The 18248-nt window shown below is 32.8% G+C and carries 20 protein-coding genes and 1 other RNA gene; 9 read left to right on the top strand and 12 right to left on the bottom strand.

What is annotated here, in order from left to right:
• The first annotated feature begins 99 nt into the window (after nucleotides 1-99).
• Together ACIQ0M_RS04095 and lgt are read left to right on the top strand one after the other, a co-directional pair.
• Nucleotides 100-591 carry an HTTM domain-containing protein gene (locus tag ACIQ0M_RS04095; RefSeq protein ID WP_396149994.1) on the top strand — a complete coding sequence of 164 codons (492 nt, stop codon included), beginning with the start codon at nucleotides 100-102 and terminating at the stop codon, nucleotides 589-591.
• Entirely contained in the window at nucleotides 545-1378 is an 834-nt protein-coding gene (gene lgt, locus ACIQ0M_RS04090; protein WP_396149986.1) for a prolipoprotein diacylglyceryl transferase, read from the top strand. The genes ACIQ0M_RS04095 and lgt overlap by 47 nt, the downstream gene beginning before the upstream one ends.
• Nucleotides 1379-1445: 67 nt before the next feature.
• Here the strand turns inward: lgt and ACIQ0M_RS04085 are convergent, their stop codons facing one another.
• The 7 genes from ACIQ0M_RS04085 to ACIQ0M_RS04055 all read right to left on the bottom strand — a co-directional run bounded on the left by ACIQ0M_RS04085 (nucleotide 1446) and on the right by ACIQ0M_RS04055 (nucleotide 8678).
• Nucleotides 1446-3035: a T9SS type A sorting domain-containing protein gene (locus ACIQ0M_RS04085; RefSeq protein WP_396149984.1), complete on the bottom strand. Its 1590-nt coding sequence runs from the start codon at nucleotides 3033-3035 to the stop codon at nucleotides 1446-1448.
• Nucleotides 3036-3039: 4 nt separating this feature from the next.
• Nucleotides 3040-4428 (bottom strand): M43 family zinc metalloprotease, encoded by a 1389-nt coding sequence (locus ACIQ0M_RS04080; RefSeq protein ID WP_396149982.1) that lies wholly within the window; start codon nucleotides 4426-4428, stop codon nucleotides 3040-3042.
• 138 nt (nucleotides 4429-4566) lie between these two features.
• Nucleotides 4567-5319: a triose-phosphate isomerase gene (tpiA, locus tag ACIQ0M_RS04075; protein WP_396149980.1), complete on the bottom strand. Its 753-nt coding sequence runs from the start codon at nucleotides 5317-5319 to the stop codon at nucleotides 4567-4569.
• Nucleotides 5319-5819 carry a TlpA family protein disulfide reductase gene (locus ACIQ0M_RS04070; protein ID WP_396149978.1) on the bottom strand — a complete coding sequence of 167 codons (501 nt, stop codon included), beginning with the start codon at nucleotides 5817-5819 and terminating at the stop codon, nucleotides 5319-5321. Before ACIQ0M_RS04070 ends, tpiA begins: the two co-directional genes overlap by 1 nt.
• A gap of 81 nt (nucleotides 5820-5900) precedes the next feature.
• On the bottom strand, nucleotides 5901-6977 hold the full coding sequence (locus ACIQ0M_RS04065; protein ID WP_396149976.1) for an ABC transporter permease: 1077 nt from the start codon (nucleotides 6975-6977) through the stop codon (nucleotides 5901-5903).
• 1 nt (nucleotide 6978) lies between these two features.
• Entirely contained in the window at nucleotides 6979-8085 is a 1107-nt protein-coding gene (locus ACIQ0M_RS04060; RefSeq protein WP_396149974.1) for a BT_3928 family protein, read from the bottom strand.
• A 47-nt stretch (nucleotides 8086-8132) separates the two neighbouring features.
• Nucleotides 8133-8678: a DUF1599 domain-containing protein gene (locus tag ACIQ0M_RS04055; RefSeq protein WP_396149972.1), complete on the bottom strand. Its 546-nt coding sequence runs from the start codon at nucleotides 8676-8678 to the stop codon at nucleotides 8133-8135.
• An 85-nt stretch (nucleotides 8679-8763) separates the two neighbouring features.
• On the opposite strand from ACIQ0M_RS04055, the gene folP reads away from it, so the two are divergent.
• A complete protein-coding gene (gene folP / locus ACIQ0M_RS04050; protein ID WP_396149970.1) occupies nucleotides 8764-9588 on the top strand; it encodes a dihydropteroate synthase in 825 nt (274 codons plus the stop codon).
• A 1-nt stretch (nucleotide 9589) separates the two neighbouring features.
• Nucleotides 9590-10306: a hypothetical protein gene (locus ACIQ0M_RS04045; RefSeq protein ID WP_396149968.1), complete on the top strand. Its 717-nt coding sequence runs from the start codon at nucleotides 9590-9592 to the stop codon at nucleotides 10304-10306.
• Nucleotides 10307-10522: 216 nt separating this feature from the next.
• Here ACIQ0M_RS04045 and rlmH read toward each other — a convergent pair whose 3' ends face one another.
• Nucleotides 10523-10996: a 23S rRNA (pseudouridine(1915)-N(3))-methyltransferase RlmH gene (rlmH, locus tag ACIQ0M_RS04040; RefSeq protein ID WP_396149966.1), complete on the bottom strand. Its 474-nt coding sequence runs from the start codon at nucleotides 10994-10996 to the stop codon at nucleotides 10523-10525.
• Between the two features lie 60 nt (nucleotides 10997-11056).
• On the opposite strand from rlmH, the gene ACIQ0M_RS04035 reads away from it, so the two are divergent.
• Both ACIQ0M_RS04035 and rnpB read left to right on the top strand, forming a co-directional pair.
• Nucleotides 11057-11845, top strand: a complete 789-nt coding sequence (locus ACIQ0M_RS04035) for a DUF3667 domain-containing protein (protein ID WP_396149964.1) — start codon at nucleotides 11057-11059, stop codon at nucleotides 11843-11845.
• A 23-nt stretch (nucleotides 11846-11868) separates the two neighbouring features.
• Nucleotides 11869-12194, top strand: an RNA gene (rnpB, locus tag ACIQ0M_RS04030) — RNase P RNA component class A.
• 15 nt (nucleotides 12195-12209) lie between these two features.
• Here the strand turns inward: rnpB and rsmD are convergent.
• The 3 genes from rsmD to ACIQ0M_RS04015 are packed head-to-tail and all read right to left on the bottom strand — an operon-like array spanning nucleotide 12210 to nucleotide 14357.
• Nucleotides 12210-12794, bottom strand: a complete 585-nt coding sequence (rsmD, locus tag ACIQ0M_RS04025; protein WP_396149962.1) for a 16S rRNA (guanine(966)-N(2))-methyltransferase RsmD — start codon at nucleotides 12792-12794, stop codon at nucleotides 12210-12212.
• On the bottom strand, nucleotides 12791-13612 hold the full coding sequence (locus tag ACIQ0M_RS04020; RefSeq protein ID WP_396149960.1) for a DUF3822 family protein: 822 nt from the start codon (nucleotides 13610-13612) through the stop codon (nucleotides 12791-12793). Before ACIQ0M_RS04020 ends, rsmD begins: the two co-directional genes overlap by 4 nt.
• A complete protein-coding gene (locus tag ACIQ0M_RS04015) occupies nucleotides 13596-14357 on the bottom strand; it encodes a hypothetical protein (RefSeq protein ID WP_396149958.1) in 762 nt (253 codons plus the stop codon). The genes ACIQ0M_RS04020 and ACIQ0M_RS04015 overlap by 17 nt, the downstream gene beginning before the upstream one ends.
• A 118-nt stretch (nucleotides 14358-14475) precedes the next feature.
• Between ACIQ0M_RS04015 and ACIQ0M_RS04010 the strand changes: the two genes are divergently transcribed.
• From ACIQ0M_RS04010 to kdsB, 3 genes are read left to right on the top strand one after another with little or no spacing between them, the layout of a single operon-like run.
• Nucleotides 14476-15897: an ATP-dependent RecD-like DNA helicase gene (locus tag ACIQ0M_RS04010; RefSeq protein WP_396149956.1), complete on the top strand. Its 1422-nt coding sequence runs from the start codon at nucleotides 14476-14478 to the stop codon at nucleotides 15895-15897.
• Nucleotides 15898-15909: 12 nt separating this feature from the next.
• Nucleotides 15910-16467, top strand: a complete 558-nt coding sequence (locus ACIQ0M_RS04005) for a DUF4126 domain-containing protein (RefSeq protein ID WP_396149992.1) — start codon at nucleotides 15910-15912, stop codon at nucleotides 16465-16467.
• Between the two features lie 45 nt (nucleotides 16468-16512).
• On the top strand, nucleotides 16513-17238 hold the full coding sequence (kdsB, locus tag ACIQ0M_RS04000) for a 3-deoxy-manno-octulosonate cytidylyltransferase (RefSeq protein WP_396149954.1): 726 nt from the start codon (nucleotides 16513-16515) through the stop codon (nucleotides 17236-17238).
• Here the strand turns inward: kdsB and ACIQ0M_RS03995 are convergent.
• The gene (locus ACIQ0M_RS03995) at nucleotides 17235-18206 is read right to left on the bottom strand and encodes an endo alpha-1,4 polygalactosaminidase (RefSeq protein WP_396149952.1); all 972 of its coding nucleotides are present in this window, start codon (nucleotides 18204-18206) and stop codon (nucleotides 17235-17237) included. The genes kdsB and ACIQ0M_RS03995 overlap by 4 nt on opposite strands.
• Between the last annotated feature and the right edge of the window lie 42 nt (nucleotides 18207-18248).

Raw genomic sequence — 18248 nt, 5'->3', positions numbered from 1 at the left:
ATTTACTAGAAAAATAACTACTTTTACTCATCGTTTTTTTTGTTTTGCAACTCTAAATTACGATAAGTTTTAAGAAGCCATTAATTTGGCTTCTTTTTTATTTATTTTTTATCGGACAACATTGATTCAGAAGTATTAAATAAATATTCTGTTTTTTCTTTAAAATTTCACTTGTGCTTAGTTTATTTTTTCTCTGCAGTAGGAAAAATTTCGACTTTACTTTGGTACAATGGTTTGGCTAATTATTACGTACTAAATAATGAACGATTCATGCTTTTTGAATTACCAGAATATCTTTTAACAAATTCAGTATTTATTACTTTAACTACATATTCAGTAATTTTTTGGGAGTTAACATTTCCCTTTTTCGTACTAATTAAAGGGACAAAAAAATGGATGTTACTTGTAGCATTAATTTTCCATTTTTTTGTTTTTAATTATATGATGCTTTATAATTTTCAATTTTTATTTATGCTGATTTTAGTTGTATTTTTGACAGATTTTGAATTAATAAGAATTTATGTATTTTTAAAGAAAAAGTTTTATGGAATATTTCGTTTGGGATTCAGAAGGAGGTTTTTATATAAGTAGTTTTTTTATACGTTATTACAGTATTTTATTCGCAGTATCTTTTTTACTTTCATTCAAATTTATGAAGTATTTTTTTGAAAGAGAAAATATAGATTTGAAAGTTTTAGACAATTTGTTTCTGTGGAGTTTTTTTGCAATTATTGTTGGAGCAAGATTAGGACATGTAATTTTTTATGATATTCAACTATTTAAAGAAGATTTCATAAATGTTTTTTTACCAATTAAGACTAATCCTAAATTTGAATTTACTGGTTATTCTGGTTTAGCTAGTCATGGTGCTGCAATTAGTTTTTTGTTAGCATTATATTTTTTTTCAAAGAAATATTTAAATAGTAGATATCTTTTTTTGTTAGATAGAATATCAGTGGTTGTTTCTTTAAGTGCTGTTTTAATAAGAATTGGTAATTTTTTTAATTCAGAAATAATAGGTAAAGAATCAACAAGTTTTTTGGCGGTTATTTTCAAAAATCAGTCTAAAGAGTATGGTGCAATCGTGCCAAGACATCCATCTCAACTCTATGAATCTTTTTTATATTTAGTCTTGTTTTGTTTGTTATATTATTTGCTGATTTATAAAAAATTCAAATCAGGAATAATTTTTTCTATCTTTTTATTTTCTTTATGGTTTATTCGGTTTTTGGTTGAATTTACAAAAGAGCCTCAAGGAGATGAATATATCAATTTTTTCAATCTAAATACTGGTCAATTGCTAAGCATTCCTTTTATGTTGATAGGGATTGTTTTATTTTATTATATAAGATATAGCAAAAATAATAATTCAGAATAATTAATTTATGTCACATAAAAAAGTCGTCCGAAATTATTTTTGGACGACTTTTTTATTTTCAAACTATTTATTTTTTCTTAATAATTTTAATGCTATCTTTTTCTCCTGAATTGGTTATGAGTGTTAAAAAATAGACACCATCTTCTCCATCCAATTGAAAAGTCACATTTTTTACATCAGAAAAATAAATTTGTCTTAAATCTTTTCCTAACATATCAGTTTGAATTATTGAACCTGTAAATTCCTTGTCAAAATTTATATTGACAAGTTCAGTTGTAGGATTGGGATATACTTTTATACCGGCAAGGATTGGATTCGAAAACGTTAGACTATTACTCTCTAATTTCAAAACCCAATAATCAGATTGTCCTCGACTGTCTTCTGTTTTTTCTCCTGAGATTCCTGATAATGAACTTCCAGCTACAAAATAACCTCCGTCAGGTGTTTCAATGATATTAGTACCCCCATCACCTTCAGAACCTCCCATCGTTTTTTGTCCAATTATATTTCCGTCAGTATCGATTAACACAGTCCAATAATCGTTTAAGCCTCTGGAATTACTTGTTTTGTCACCGGAAATGGAAGAATTAGAGCTTCCACCTAAAAGGTAGTTGCCATCTATTGTTTGTGACATTCTGAATAGTGATTCTTGGTTATTACCACCAATTGATTTTTGCCATAAAATATCACCGATACTATTCAATTTTAGTATCCAAAAATCAGACAAACCATTTGATTCTACCGTTTTTTCACCAGAAATTAAGCCTGCTGAAGTGCCACCAATCAAAATATCATTTTCTTGTGTGATTAGCATATCTGAAAGTAAATCGGTATCAGTGCTTCCAATTGTTTTTTGCCATTCAATATCGCCTTGCGGGTTTAATTTAAGAATCCAAAAATCATGACTATTGCCTCGACTGTTTTCACTTTTTTCAAACCCAATGTTTGATCTGGAACGACCACCAAGTAAAAAACCACCATCATTGGTTTGACAAACGGTTTTAAAAAGGTCTTCATCCTCACCGCCAATGGTTCGTTGCCATTCAATGTTTCTGTTTTCGTCTAGCTTTAGTACCCAGAAATCAGCATTTAAAGCTGAAAAGCCTCTGAAATTTTCTGTTTTTTCACCAGAGATGGGCGATCTCGAGCTACCTCCAACAAAATACCCACCTTCGGTGCAAGGAATACCCATCATATCAAACTCTGATCCGCTACCTCCAATTGTTTTTTGCCATTCGATATTGCCAATTTCGTCTATTTTTACTAACCAGTAATCAGATTCACCTCTAGAATTTTCTGTCTTGTTTCCTGAAATATTAGAGCTAGATGTATTAGAAATCAAAAAACCATTATCATTTGTTGAAACAAGATTATTATTCAGTTCACCGATACTTCCTCCAAAAGCTTTCTGCCACAAAATTTCACTATTTAGATTTATCTTTACTATCCAATTGTGTGGTTGATTACTAAAACCATTTACAGTTTTATCACCGCTAATATTTGAAAATGATGTGCCGCTAAGTAGGTATCCATCTTGTGCTAGTATTGATTTTACTAAACCATCTGAATTACTGCCTCCAATAGTTTTTTGCCATTCAATTCCGGGTTGTGAAAAAGCAATAGAAGAAGTTATTACAAATATTAATATAAACTTCATATTATTATTCTTTGTAAATTACAGTTTGTTTTATAGCACCTGTTTCAGTTTCTTTGTTGATAATATGATAATATTCGCTCATTAATTTGTCAAATAGTTCTGGATCTTTCACTTGTAACTCATTTAACTCCTCTAAAGTCAAATTCATTGAACCTATTACTTTAGTGGAAACAATTAATCCTTTTACAAAATCTTCTGTTTGACAAAAAGGTTGTCGATTACAATCTACAAAAAAATCATTTGTAATTGTTGGATCAACTTGATTTATTTGAACACCAAATGTATAGGTAGTATTGATGATTTCCGGTAAATCATTTATAGTTGCAAAAGTAGGGTCAGATAAGTTTACATTGGTAAAAGAATAATCAAAACTTTTTTGAAAACGATGTCTTAACAACGTATTTCTACACACTTCTGCTGTTCCATCATTATTATCAGTAACATTTCTGATAATTGTTCCTCCATAAGGAATTATTTCAAAAGGTTCGTATAAACTTTCTACCGTATTATAAGTTAAAAGAACATGTGCCATCGAAGGGCTTTGCAAATGAGTTCTCATTCGAACTACCTGACCCGGTGTAAAATGGAAACCACAAGTTGAATCTGAATCATAACCTAAATAATTTGCAGGTATAACATCTTGATAAGGTTCTCCCATACAATCGGTACTATTCGGATTATATATATATTCACAATTGTTAAACCAAGATTGAAAGGATTGGGCTGGTGTGTCATGCACTAGGTCTCCAGCAACATTTGCATTATATAGAGGAGAATTAACGTCTCTGGTTACATGTTCACAATTACTAGCATTGTAATTATTGAAAACATGAAGTAAATTAAAACAGTGGCCTAATTCATGTCCTAATACCTGCACTCTGGCTATATCACTCATAGTATTAAAAGAAAAAACCGCCCTTGTGTTTCCTATTGTTGCATAAGCAGAACCAATATGTGTATAGTTTACAAAGTAAATATTGTAAGCATTATTATCGGTCACTCCCAATGAGGATATTGATGATCCGTTTTGAAGGCCATTGGTAACGTCTGAATTATATGAAATATCAAAACCTTTGTATTTGAAGAAAATATTATGTGGATTAAATGTAACGTTCATGTCTTTTAGAATTTCCATGATTTCATTTTCACCAAACTGATATACTTGTTGACCATTTACAGTTACTCCATTTGGTATAACTGGATTTTGATCGTTTTCATACACAATATGAAATTTTACATTTAAAACATACTTTGTTTCAGCATTATAGCTAAAATTGGGGGGGGTAGCATTAGTAGAGTTGTTAACGGGTTCGTCACCATTACCACAAACAAAAGATTGAGCATTTGCAACCGAAATGCCAATCAAAAAAATAGCAAGCAGAAGTTTTTTCATAAATTATTGGTTTTAAAGGTTATATACTAATGCTAAAATAATAAAATAAATTTAAATACTATCTTTCTGATAAAAAAAATCTTAAAAAAAGTCGTCTTTAGAACTCAAAGACGACTTTTTTGTTTTACTATAATTTGGTTATATCGCTAAAACAATTTTAGCAAAATCATCACTTTTTAAAGCGGCTCCACCAATTAATCCTCCATCAACATCGGGTTTAGAGAAAATTTCGGCTGCATTTTCTGGTTTTACACTTCCTCCATAAAGAATGGAAACATCTTCAGAAACAGCATTTCCGTATTTTTTATTGATGGTATCTCTGATAAAATCGTGCATTTCTTGTGCTTGATCCGGTGAAGCGGTTTCTCCTGTTCCAATGGCCCAAACCGGTTCGTAGGCCAAAATAATATTTTTCCAAGCCGACGCTTCCAAATGGAACAAACCATCTTTCAATTGATTTTCTACGACATTAAAATGTTGTCCCGATTGACGGTCTTTTAGTTCCTCGCCAAAACAGAAAATTACTTCCATTTCATGTTTCAAAGCGGTGTCCACTTTATTCGCAAGCAACGCATCGGTTTCATGAAAGTAAGCTCTTCGTTCTGAGTGTCCTAAAATCACAATATTAATCCCAACACTTTTTAACATAGAAGCAGATATTTCACCGGTAAAAGCTCCGCCTTCTGCTTGGTGCATATTTTGTGCAGCCACTTCAATATTGGTGAATTCCAAATGATCGGCTGCGGCGGATAAATTCACAAATGTTGGAGCAACAATCACTCTTTGCTCTAAATCAGTTGGAATTTTATCAATTAATTCATTTAATAAATCTTCGGTTTCTTCTGCATTTTTATGCATTTTCCAGTTTCCTGCAACAATTTTTTGTCTCATTAGTTTAGGTTTTTTATGGTCGATATCAATTTTTCATCATCGGCTTCGATGGCTTTATACAAGGCAATTTTTCCTGTTTTATCCAGAATAATGTAACGCGGAATCCAATCTAAATCAATGGAGTTGCTAAACGTTCCGCCTTTCCATTTTGATAAAATTAAATAATGTTCGCCTTTTACCGCATATTTTTCAATTCCTTTTGCCCAACTTTCGGGCGTTTTATCATACGATAAAAACAAATAAACGGCTTCCGGAAATTGTTTTTGCAACGCCTCTACTTTTGGCATTCCTTTGATGCAATCCGGACACCAAGATGCCCAAACATCAATGACTACGGTTTTGCCTTCGTATTTTTTTAGGATGTCTGAAAAAGTTAATTCAGTTCCGTCCACAGTTAACATTTTATCAGCCAAAGCTTCTTTTGAGAATTCGGTTTTTTGAGCATTTGAGCAAGAAACCAAACCCAACGCAACAAAAAAAGATACAATTATTCTTTTCATAATTTAAATTTTTATCAAACAAATTTACAATAACTCAGGAAATGAAATCCCAAAAAAGTCCTAATTAAAACCGAAATCGTTTTAGCTTAACCTGATTTTTGGATCTAAATAGGCATAAACCAAATCGACTAAAATATTAATTACTACAAAAGTCGTGGCAATCACAATCACAGAACCCATAATTACCGGTAAATCCAAGTTGTTCAATGCTTCTACAATTTCTTTCCCGAGTCCGTTCCAACCGAAAATATATTCCACAAAAACGGCTCCGGCTAACATTGAGGCAAACCATCCGGAGATAGCAGTAACCACAGGATTGAGCGAATTTTTTAAAGCGTGATTTTTAATAATTTGATACGAATTTAATCCTTTTGCTTTAGCCGTTCTAATGTAATCTTGTCCAAATGTTTCTAATAAAGAATTTCGCATTAATTGAATCACTACGCCAAGCGGACGAATTCCCAAAACAATTGCCGGAAGAATGATGTTTTTCCATTGAATGTAACTTCCTTCGCCAAAATCATCTACTTCATATAGACTTCCTGTCATATTTAGTCCGGTATAATGATGCCATACAAACCCAAACAACCAAGCAAACAAAATGGCACTAAAAAACGACGGAACACTCATTCCTAACGTACTGATTAAAGCAATCATTCGGTCTAAGAAAGTGTCTTTGTAAAGTGCAGAAATGATTCCCAGAAAAACTCCAATAACAATAGCAATAACAATGGCAAATAGGGCAAGAATAAACGTGTTTGGCAATGTATTTCCAATCACCTCCGTCACTTTTTTTCCGCTTTTTTGAAAACTTTCTCTTAAATAAGGGGTTTTGAAAACGGTTGTTGTGTTTCCTAACTTCACTAATTGGAGAGCATTGTATTTTCCTTCTGATAAAAAAGTATAATCTTCCGGATTAGAACTATGAAAAGAGATTGGCGATAAATCATTCAAATAATATAGATATTGAGTTGAAATCGGTTTGTCAAAACCATACTTCTTCTTCACGATTGCCAATTGCTCCGAATTTTCATTTTGATCCAACATCATTCGTGCAGGATCGCCGGGAAGTATTGTAAACAAGACAAAAATGACCGTAATTACACCAAAAAGTGTAAGCAAACCATAGCCAATTTTATTTAGAAGATAGCGAATCAACTTAGTTTAAAGTTACCAGATCAATATCGTTAAAGTGCTTTTTCTCTACTATTGTTCCTTTTTCTAAAACAACAATACTTGGATTGGCTCTTTCAATTGTTTTTAACGTTGTAGCATCACAAAAATAATAGTCAAAACTCAATTTATATTCTGCTTTAATTTGGTCAATAATTGATTTGTCTGACGAAGTCATTCCGATTACTTTATAGCCTTTTTTAATAGCTTTTTGATAAAAACCTTCTAATTCATTTAAACCGTCATGTTCTGCTTTTGTTAAATCATACGAAATTAACATGATTAATTTAGGTTCGTTCAGCATGTCTTCGGTATAATCACTCCCATCCAATTCAATTGTAAAATCATGGATTGGCGGAACATAACCTTGCTTAATCAGTTTATCTTTTCTATCCACAAATTCAGCTGTTTCCGGTACTTTGTTTGCCATGACATCGGCTTGTGAAAATTCGGTTTCTACACCATTTACTTTGTAAATAAATAGCATTTCATATTCCGACATCGGAGCACCGGCCGGAATTTCCATTCCTTTTTGAATGTTAGTTCCCAGAGCATACGCTCTAAAATCAATAAATGGCAAATGCATTAATACGGTGTATGCCATCCATAAACAAAAAATGTAAGAAGCTAAAACGGTGATGTTTAAAGCTAATCGTCCAAATAGCGGTTGAATGTACTTCAGATTAATCAATAAAATTAATATCAAAACCAGCAGCACAATATCTTTTGTAAACGATTCCCAAGGCGTAAGTTTTAATGCATCACCAAAGCAACCACAATCCGTCACTTTATTAAAATAGGCAGAGTAGAAGGTAAGAAAAGTGAAAAATACAATCATCAAAAATAAACTCCAAACCGTGAATTTAGGTTTAAAACCAATCAGTAGCATAATACCCAGCACTACTTCAAAAATCACTACAAAAACAGCAATCATCAATGCAATAGGCATTAGAAACGGAAGATTTAAAACGCCTTCCGAAAAATATTCTTCCAATTTAAAAGAAAATCCAACCGGATCGTTTAGCTTGATTAATCCGGAAATGATGAATAATAATCCGACTAAAATTCTAGAAATATGAGTAATGATTTTCATGTTGATTAAGGTGTCAATTAGTTAATTTGTCAATGTGTCAATTTGGTTTATTTTTCGTGGAAACCTAAATGAATTAAGGCAAAAACAGCATAATTAATCATGTCTTGGTAATTGGCATCAATTCCTTCGGAGACTAATGTTTTTCCTTTGTTATCTTCAATTTGCTTGACACGAAGTAGCTTTTGTAAAATTAAATCGGTCAATGAACTCAAACGCATTTCTCGCCAGGCTTCGCCATAATCATGGTTTTTATTTTCCATTAACGACTTGGTTTCCGTAATTTTTTCATCATATAAACGGCTGGCTTCCTCCAGATTTAAATCGGGCTGTTCGACCACGCCTTTTTCCAACTGAATTAAAGCCATGATGGAATAATTGATAATGCCGATAAACTCTCCCGTTTCGTCTTCTTGCACTTTTCTTATCTCATTTTCCTGAAGACTTCGAATCCGTTGAGCTTTGATAAAAATTTGATCAGTTAGCGATGGTAAACGAAGAATTCGCCACGCACTGCCGTAATCTTTCATTTTGTTGCAATATAATTGTCGGCATATCGCAATTACTTTATCATATTGTTGGGACGTACTGTTCATTATTGAATTATATTTGTAAAGATTTTCAAAAATACAATTTTCAAAACAAGTAGTTGCTACTTTTTAATGCCTTTTTTCAAACGATATGTTAATAAACTGCCTCGGAAATTTAATCGATTTGTCTACCCCAAAAGTAATGGGGATTTTAAATCTCACGCCCAATTCGTTTTATGACGGAGGAAAGTACCAACAAGAATCCGAAATTCTCAAAAAGGTAGAGGTAATGTTAATGGAGGGTGCTGATTTTATTGACATTGGAGCATACTCGAGCAAACCCAATGCTGAATTTGTTTCTGAGGAAGAAGAAGTAAATCGATTACTTCCTATTTTGAAATCAGTTGTAAAAGAATTTCCAAAAACAATCATTTCCGTAGATACGTTCAGAAGCGAAATTGCCAAAGCTTCTATTGAAAACGGTGCTGCCATGATAAACGATATTTCTTCCGGAAGTTTAGATGAAAAGATGATGGAAACAGTAGCAATACGCCAAGTTCCTTACATCATGATGCATATGAAGGGAAAGCCACAAACGATGATGAATTTGACAGCATATGAAGATATTGTCAAAGAAATGTTATTTTATTTTTCTGAAAAAGTGGCTCAAGCCAGAAGTTTTGGTATTAATGATTTGATAATTGATCCCGGTTTTGGTTTTGCCAAAACAACCGAGCAGAATTATGAAGTGATGCAAAAATTACAGTTGTTTAAAAGTCTTGAACTACCAATTTTAGCGGGTGTTTCCAGAAAGTCGATGATTTATAAGCCGCTTGATTCTACGCCGGAAAAAGCATTAAATGGAACAACAGCACTCAACATGATTGCATTGACCAAAGGTGCTTCGATTTTGAGAGTTCACGACGTAAAAGAAGCGGTAGAATGTGTAAAATTATTTTCTTTAATGAGTTTGTAAGATGAAAAAACTAACCTTATTTTTTTGTGTTTTACTCATGATTTCCTGCCAAAAGGAATTGGAATTAGTGAAAGCTAATCGAACAATTGATTCTACCGTTGTTGACCATTCACCGGTTTACATTTTTTTAGATGCTAAAGGAAAAGATACGCTTGCCGAAGTGAACCGTAAAAACACCATCGGCACAACGAATTGGATTTTTAATGTGGATAAGCGGTTACCTCTCAAGGTTGCAATTCCCGAGATTATACAATTGCAAGAACGACGAGATAAAGCTCAATTTCATAAAAATGAAGAAGCCGGAAATTTTTATTCCTACACCGACAGTGTTCAGAAAACATTGGCTTTTATGCCGTTTAAAGAGGTAAAATATACTTACAACAGTTATTTTTCAACAATTTACATCAAAGAAAACCCGGATTATCATCTTCATTTTCAGACTTTTTCAGTCAATTTTAAACTGAAAAATAAGGTTTCTGTAGATGGAAATGAAGTAGAAATGAGTGAATTGTTTTCTTTTTTGAAAGATTACACCACTTTTGCCGGCGAAGGAAAGCGTATCTTGATTTATTTGAATTTTGATGAACGTTTAACATTTGAACATTATTTATCCAAAGTAATTGAATTGAAAGCATTAGAAAACGAGTTGGTCGCTATTTCTCCTATACATTTTATTTATGACAAGAAAAAGTTACCGGATTGTGAGTGCGGAATGTAGAAGTTGCGGGTTAGAAGTTTGCGAGTTTCAAGTTTCAGGTTTTTGAACGCAAAGTTGTCAACCCGACGAAGGAGGGATCTCATAAAGTTGCCTTAAAATCCTGACTTTGTGCCTTAGTGGCAACCTAAAAATTCTGTGTCTTCCTTGTTTTCTGTGAGAAAAAAATATGCTCTTTGCGAAATTCTTTTGCTCTTTGGGGTTAAAAAAAAGCTAATTCTATTGATGATGATAAGGTTCATTTCTCAAAATCGTAAATCCCCGATAAACCTGTTCAATAAAAAACAACCGCACCATTTGATGTGAAAAAGTCATTTTAGACAGCGAAATTTTCTGCTGTGCTTTTTGATAAACCGCTTCTGAAAAACCATACGGTCCGCCAATCACATAAGTCAATGTTTTAATTCCGGCATTCATTTTTTTTTGTAATTCATTGGCAAATTCAACACTGCTAAACGATTTTCCGTTTTCATCTAGTAGAATTAAAAAGTCGGTTGGAGCCAATTTGCTCAAAATCAATTCGCCTTCTTTTTCTTTTTGTTGGGATTCCGAAAGATTCTTTGCGTTTTTGATATCAGGAATAATTTCTAAATCAAATTTGATGTAAAAGGACAATCGCTTTTGGTATTCCTCTATCAAAAGTTGAAGATTCTTATTATCAGTTTTACCAATAGCAATTAATTTGATATTCATTTTGAAATTTTTTTCAAATGTACAAAGTTATTTTTTTTACATTCGTTAAAAATTTTTGATATGAGCTGCAAAAACTGCCAAAAGCTATTACAACAAGAGGATAAATTTTGTCCAAATTGTGGAGCACAAGTAGTTACACAAAAATTAACCGTAAAAAAAGTAATTCATGAATTTTCAGAACGCTATTTGAGTTTTGATAATAAGTTTTTATCTACTTTTAAAACCTTGTTTACTCATCCGGAATGGGTGGTAAACGGTTATTTAGACGGTTTGAGAATTCGTTATGTTAATCCGATAACGTATTTGATTATTGCAGTTACTTTAAGTGGAATAAATGTTTATTTGACAAAAAATGGTTATTTGGGTGATATTGATTACGCAGCAATGTCAGGAAATCAAAAAACACCTTTTGATATGAAAGGATTTATGAATTCACTTTATGATTACAATAGTATTATTGTATTTTCAGGAATTCCTTTGATAGCAATAATTTCAAAAATTGTTTTTTTTAATTATAAGCAATTTAATTTTGCAGAACATAATTTGATTTATTTTTATACTTATTCTCAAACGTCTATTCTAACCGTTTTGGTCATTCCACTTTTATTACTATTTCAAATTGAATATGTTTATTATGCATTCTTTACGTTTGCAATTTTGTTTGGCTATCATTTTTTTGCTTTAAAGCGAATTTTTAAATTGACGATGAAACAAATTATACTCAAGACATTGTTATTTATTCCGGTTCTTTTTGCTTTCTACATCGTTATTTCTTTGTTTTTTGGGATATTATATTTCGTTTATCTTCTTTCATCAGGCAAATTTAATCCGCAAGATTTTGCACAATAGTGATTAATTAAGTTTATTTTTGCAACGCAGACCGCCTTATCGCTTTCAGTAATGAGAGAGGAAAGTCCGGACACCAAAGAGTAGCATAACGGGTAACGCCCGTCCGTTTCGATTTTTCGGAATGAGGACCAGTGCAACAGAAAGTATGTACAGTTCGGCTGTAGTGAAACCAGGTAAACTCTATGCGGTGAAATGCCATGTAAATCAACGTTCCGCTCAGGCGGATAAGGGCTACTCGTTCGAGGTTGAAGGGTAGGCAGCTCGATTCAATGGGTAACTGTTGAACCAGATAAATGATAAGGGTTCGCTTAGGCGAATACAGAATCCGGCTTACAGGTCTGCTTTTTTTAAAAACAAAGAGAATTTATTCTTCTTCATAAACATCCTCTTCATCCATATTATTTTGGTCACTTTCCCATTCAAAAAAAGAAAAAGTTGAACCTCCATAATTTTTTTCAAAGGAAAAATTGGAAAGGTGTTCAAGTTTGGTGTGTTTTGAATGTTCCATGATCATCATACCGTCTTCTGATAACAGTTCATTTTCAAAAATCAACTGAACAATTTTTTCAAATTCTTTTTGTTCCATACCATAAGGTGGGTCGGCAAAAATAATATCAAAATCGCCTTTAGCTTTTTCTAAAAATTTAAACACATCGCTTTTGATGGCGGTGATATTGAATTCAAATTCATTCGTAATTTTTTTTATAAAGGCAATGCAACCAAAATCGGCATCCACAGAAACAATCGGTTCACTGCCTCTGGATGCAAATTCAAAACTGATATTTCCGGTTCCCGAAAATAAATCCAAAACAGAAAGTTCTGCAAAATTAAAATGATTGTTTAAAATGTTGAATAAAGCTTCCTTGCTCATATCGGTCGTAGGTCGAACAGGTAAGTTTTTGGGAGGTGATAATCGGCGACCTTTATATTTTCCGGATATAATTCTCAAGTGTTGAATAGTATAAAATGGGTTCTGTTTTCTTGTGCAGAAAATGTATTTGATTTTTGTAAATCGGTAACATCCAACATCGCTGTATTTCTAACATATTGATAGGCCTTTTGATACAAAGCATCTTGTTCTATACAATCGCCCAAAAGAAATAATTTAAAGGATTCCGGATTTAAATGAAGTTGTTCAGCCGTAAATAAAAGATAATAGAGAAAATCTTCCGGAGTTTGATAATCAAATGAATTGAATAGTACTAATTTTTGATTTTGAATGACGATGATTTCAAAATGTGTTTTGGCTACATGCACAAACATATTTTGAGAAACGTCGTTTTTTGACAGATCTAATAATTTAGAAACTAAAATTCCGGTATAATGTTGGTACTCGAAAGAACCAAATTGATCGATTAAGTAATTGTTTATGTTTACGTAGGGCACATAAACATTCATCATTTCATATTTTTCTATTTCGTCCACTGCAAAGTAATCGGTGTCAAATACTTTGGTGTTATATTGTAGGTAACTACCTTTATAATCTTCGTCAAAAAGAGGCTTTGGTACAAAAGTGCTTAAATTGTTTTCGTGTAAAACAGTAATTTGATCATACTGTTTTGTTAAGTCAGAATAATCTAAAATCGCTTTCCACAAACAGTTTTCAATTGTGAAATTTTTTGGAAAATTTGTAAATTCAACAGATTCAATAGAAGTAACCTGCCCAGACAAAGTGTCTCGGCAACAAAAAGAAAGCCCATTCAGTGAGACCTGAATGGACAACTTTTTATAACTTTTTTGATTGATTGAATTATTCGTTATTTCCATATTTTTTAGGCCAGTTTCCTGACAAACTAACTTCTTCCATTGAACCTAATAGAATGTATTCACCATTTATTCCGTCCACAGAAACAACTTTCTTTTCTTTCGCAACCAAAGATTGGTCTTGATCAGTTAACAATTTTGATTTTTCAAGTTTTGCTTCAAAAACAGGAATTTTTAAATCTTCACGTTTAATGAATCCCGACTTTAAATCAATTTTTGCCTCAATGTTATCAATTTTAACTACATTTAATCTTTTGTATCTATCAGAACCTTTAAATAAAGAATCTTTAATACTCACTTTTCCTAATTCTTTTGTTACAACAATATCCTTAAAGTAACCTCCTGTTCCATTGGCTTGAACAGTCAGACCAAAAGCTCTGTTTTTCTCGACATCAATAATAGACGTGTCTTTTCTTTCTATAATGGTAAACTTCTCATTTTCAATAAATGTAATCAGCGAATCTAGATTGTCAGTATACTTTCCGTTGATAGACTTGTAGGCTTGTTGAACAGCCTTAATGTCTAACATTTTATTAACGGCAACTTGAAAACGCTTTTCTTTTAATTTGTCAAAACGAATCGGGTCTTGGATGGATTCGTAAATTAAATAGCCAAACAATAATGTCACAGCCCATAATACAATTGAAATGATTGGTTTCAATTTAGTATTTGTGTTTTTATCCAGTAATTTTACAATTCCAAAAATGGCTAATGCAAGTACTACAACAATTATAACTAATTTAATCATCTTGATTTTTTTTAATTTCAGTTTAAGGCAAATCTACAATTTTTTTTTTTTCTCAAAAGCATTTCACACAAAATTCATCAGTATATTTGAATTTTAATAGTTTCCTAACTTTTCATAAATGAATTCATCTCTGTTTTACAGTATCTTACAAAAATCGTTTCCATTTACTCCCACGTTAAAACAAACCATTTTTTTTGAAAAGGTTGCTAATTTCGCCACAAATTCAAATTCAAATGAACTTTTTGTTTTAAAAGGATATGCCGGAACGGGTAAAACAACCTTGATTTCTACGCTGGTTGAAAACTTAATTTCAGTAAATAGAAAATATGTTTTGTTGGCTCCAACCGGTCGAGCAGCAAAAGTGATTGCCAATTATTCTGGAAAACCGGCTTTTACCATTCATAAAAAAATTTATTTTCCTAAAAAAAATCCTTCAGGAGGCGTTTCTTTTACCAGACAAATTAATAAACATAAAAACACGATTTTTATTGTAGATGAAAGTTCTATGATTTCGGATGTAAATACCGATTCAAAATCAATGGACAGCAATTCGCTTTTGGATGATTTGATGAGTTATGTTTATTCCGGTGAAAATTGTAAAATGATTTTGCTAGGTGATACTGCTCAGTTGCCACCGGTTCATTTAGATGTGAGTCCGGCTTTAAATATTGAAACCTTACTAACCTATTATAATAAGGAAGTGCTTCATATTGAATTGGATGAAGTGATGCGTCAGGAGGAAAACTCAGGAATTTTGTACAATGCTACTTTACTTAGAGAAGTTTTGAAAGAGCATTTTATTGATTCGTTTCAATTTAATGTAAAAGGATTCAAAGACATTGTGCGTTTAAGTGATGGTTATGATATTCAAGATGCCATCAATACCGCCTATAGTAAAGATGGGATGGAAGAAACCGCCTTCATTGTTCGTACAAACAAACGAGCCAATCAATACAATCAACAAATTAGAAATGCCATACTTTTTCGAGAAAGCGATTTGTCTGCCGGCGATTTTATGATGGTGGTAAAGAACAATTATTTTTGGTTAAAAGAAACCGATGAAGCCGGATTTATTGCCAATGGCGATATCATTGAAATACTCGAAATTTACAAAGTTCAAGAATTATACGGATTTAAATTTGCTAAAGTAAAAATTCGGATGGTGGATTATCCCAACCAAAAACCATTTGAAACCATTTTGTTGTTGGATACCGTAACCAGTGTTTCACCGTCTTTAACGTATGAAGAATCCAACCGCCTGTATCAGGAAGTGTTGCAAGATTATGAAAATGAAGGTCCAAAATACAAACAAGTGCAAAAGGTGAAAGAAAATGAATATTTCAATGCGTTGCAAGTCAAATTTTCATACGCCATAACGTGTCATAAATCACAAGGTGGTCAATGGAATACTGTTTTTGTAGAACAACCGTATTTGCCCGATGGAGTGGATAGAGATTATATCAGATGGTTGTACACCGCCATCACGCGAGCCAAAGAGAAATTGTATTTAATTGGTTATAAAGATGAAAATTTTGAATAAATTTGAAGTATGATATCCATTGAAACTATTATGAGCATTTGTCTCGGAATCGGATTGGCAGCCTCAGCCGGTTTTCGGGTTTTTGTGCCGCTTTTTACACTGAGTTTAGCTTCTCATTTGAATTGGATTCCTGTGAATGATTCGTGGAGTTGGTTGGGCGAAACACCTGCTTTAATTGCACTTGGAATTGCCATGATTTTTGAAGTCTTAGCCTATTATATTCCTTTTATAGACAATATTTTAGACATGATTGCCATTCCGTTAGCAGCCATTGCCGGAACTGCTGTCATGGCTTCCACGTTGGTCGATTTGAGTCCGTTAATCACATGGGGTTTAGCCATTATTGCCGGAGGAGGAACAGCTGCAGCTATCAATTCCGCTACGGCAGCAACACGATTAACTTCAACCGCAACCACCGGTGGACTTGGCAACCCGATTGTTTCCACTGTTGAAACCGGAACAGCCACAGTCATGTCATTCGCCTCCATTTTTATACCCATTTTAGCGTTTGTTTTGGTGCTTTTTATTTTCTTTGTGGGTATTAAATTGTTCAAAAAAATTACAACCTAAAAAAAACTCAGCAACTCAGCTTCTCAGTAACTCAGCCCTTTAACTATGAAAATCATCGCCGTCATTCCAGCCCGTTATGCATCCACACGATTTCCTGCTAAACTTATGCAAGATTTGGGTGGAAAAACAGTCATTACGCGAACGTATGAAGCGGCCGTGAATACTAATTTATTTGATGATGTTTTTGTAGTAACTGATTCGGATTTAATTTTCAATGAAATTGTTTCGCAAGGCGGAAAAGCCATTATGAGCATCAAAGAACATGAAAGTGGCAGTGACCGAATTGCCGAAGCGGTTGAAAATTTGAACGTTGATGTGGTTGTAAATGTGCAGGGCGACGAACCTTTCATCAACAAAGAGCCACTCGAAAAGGTGATTGAAGTTTTTAAAAACGATGTAGAACAAAAAGTTGATTTAGCTTCGCTTATGCGAGAAATCACCGATTGGAATTCGATTGAAAACCCTAATAACGTAAAAGTAATTGTCGATCAAAACGGAATGGCTTTGTATTTTTCACGATCTGTAATTCCATATCCAAGAGAGAAAAATGTGGGTGTTCGTTATTTTCAACACATTGGAATTTATGCTTTCAGAAAACAAGCGTTGTTAGATTTTTATCATTTACCGATGAAATCATTGGAAGCTTCAGAAAAATTAGAACAACTTCGTTATTTAGAATATGGAAAAAAAATCAAAATGGTAGAAACCGATCATGTTGGTATCGGAATTGACACGCCGGAAGATTTAGAAAAAGCCAGACTTCTTATTTAATTGTATAAAGCATAATAGACTTCCACATTATCTAAAAAAACACCGTCAAATCCGGTATTGATAATTTTTTTCACATACGAATCATCGTTGCCAAACATCATTTTCTGCCAAGTGGGTTCCCAGAATTCTACGTATATTTCGTTGTCATAACCTTTGTAGTTCTTTTTGAGCCATTTCGGATTGCCTTTCTTCCAATCAGGTTGCCAATAGTTTCGCCAGTTTTCGGCCGCACCGATATTGAGGTAGCAAATTACCAAGCGTTTTCCGCCATTTTTCTTTACTTTTAGTTTCTCTAAATCGGCTTTGGTGTAGGGGAAACTCAAATAATATAAATCGATTAGAATTAAGTCAAAATTGCTATTTGCAACCTTATCAATTAATTCCTTTTTAGTGTCAAAATCATCGGCGTTAATGAGGTACAAGAAATTTTGAACATCAATTAATTTATTCACATTATTGCTGTTTTCATTCAAAATTTTTTCAGGAATTGTATGATAATGATAATTGTCTGCCGTTCTGATAAACGGAACAAATCCTGCTTCTTGATTCAATTTAACAATTCTATCTTCATCATTTTTCTCTTTTACAAACTCAGAAACAATTACTTTTTTGTCTTTAGGAATTTTTTTTAGATTATTGATGCGATAATCGTCAGCTTTACCTTTTTCGTCCAGAAATAATTCCTCAATGGCTATTCCGTCAATGGCATTCATATAGTCATTGCACAACGGTTTGTCGGGATCAACATTTTGAAAGGCTAATTCTGAACCGTTTTGCGGAATAACAATAAATTCAGGATTAAGTTTCCGGGCATATTTTGAAATGCCTATCACCATTTCCTGCATTTTTTTTCCTGCTTTTTGGGTATTTTTATCTTTATCATCCATTTCAAAACCAAATAAAATGAGTAGGGCTACACCAGTTGGAAGTAGGTAATATAATTTTTTCATGTTGTGAATTTCTGCCATCAAAAGTACTAATTTAATTGGTATTGATTGTATATCATACAA

It is taken from the genome of Flavobacterium sp. (assembly GCF_044339515.1).
Taxonomy (GTDB): domain Bacteria; phylum Bacteroidota; class Bacteroidia; order Flavobacteriales; family Flavobacteriaceae; genus Flavobacterium.
This window is presented reverse-complemented; position numbering and strand designations above follow the sequence as displayed.

Coding starts and splice junctions, on each gene's coding strand:
- ACIQ0M_RS04055 (WP_396149972.1), bottom strand. CDS start 8,678: ATGAACAGTACGTCCCAACAATATGATAAAGTAATTGCGATATGCCGA.
- rlmH (WP_396149966.1), bottom strand. CDS start 10,996: ATGAATATCAAATTAATTGCTATTGGTAAAACTGATAATAAGAATCTT.
- lgt (WP_396149986.1), top strand. CDS start 545: ATGGAATATTTCGTTTGGGATTCAGAAGGAGGTTTTTATATAAGTAGT.
- kdsB (WP_396149954.1), top strand. CDS start 16,513: ATGAAAATCATCGCCGTCATTCCAGCCCGTTATGCATCCACACGATTT.
- ACIQ0M_RS04060 (WP_396149974.1), bottom strand. CDS start 8,085: ATGAAAATCATTACTCATATTTCTAGAATTTTAGTCGGATTATTATTC.
- ACIQ0M_RS04085 (WP_396149984.1), bottom strand. CDS start 3,035: ATGAAGTTTATATTAATATTTGTAATAACTTCTTCTATTGCTTTTTCA.
- ACIQ0M_RS04010 (WP_396149956.1), top strand. CDS start 14,476: ATGAATTCATCTCTGTTTTACAGTATCTTACAAAAATCGTTTCCATTT.
- tpiA (WP_396149980.1), bottom strand. CDS start 5,319: ATGAGACAAAAAATTGTTGCAGGAAACTGGAAAATGCATAAAAATGCA.
- ACIQ0M_RS04070 (WP_396149978.1), bottom strand. CDS start 5,819: ATGAAAAGAATAATTGTATCTTTTTTTGTTGCGTTGGGTTTGGTTTCT.
- ACIQ0M_RS03995 (WP_396149952.1), bottom strand. CDS start 18,206: ATGGCAGAAATTCACAACATGAAAAAATTATATTACCTACTTCCAACT.
- ACIQ0M_RS04080 (WP_396149982.1), bottom strand. CDS start 4,428: ATGAAAAAACTTCTGCTTGCTATTTTTTTGATTGGCATTTCGGTTGCA.
- ACIQ0M_RS04015 (WP_396149958.1), bottom strand. CDS start 14,357: ATGATTAAATTAGTTATAATTGTTGTAGTACTTGCATTAGCCATTTTT.
- ACIQ0M_RS04020 (WP_396149960.1), bottom strand. CDS start 13,612: ATGGAAATAACGAATAATTCAATCAATCAAAAAAGTTATAAAAAGTTG.
- ACIQ0M_RS04045 (WP_396149968.1), top strand. CDS start 9,590: ATGAAAAAACTAACCTTATTTTTTTGTGTTTTACTCATGATTTCCTGC.
- folP (WP_396149970.1), top strand. CDS start 8,764: ATGTTAATAAACTGCCTCGGAAATTTAATCGATTTGTCTACCCCAAAA.
- ACIQ0M_RS04035 (WP_396149964.1), top strand. CDS start 11,057: ATGAGCTGCAAAAACTGCCAAAAGCTATTACAACAAGAGGATAAATTT.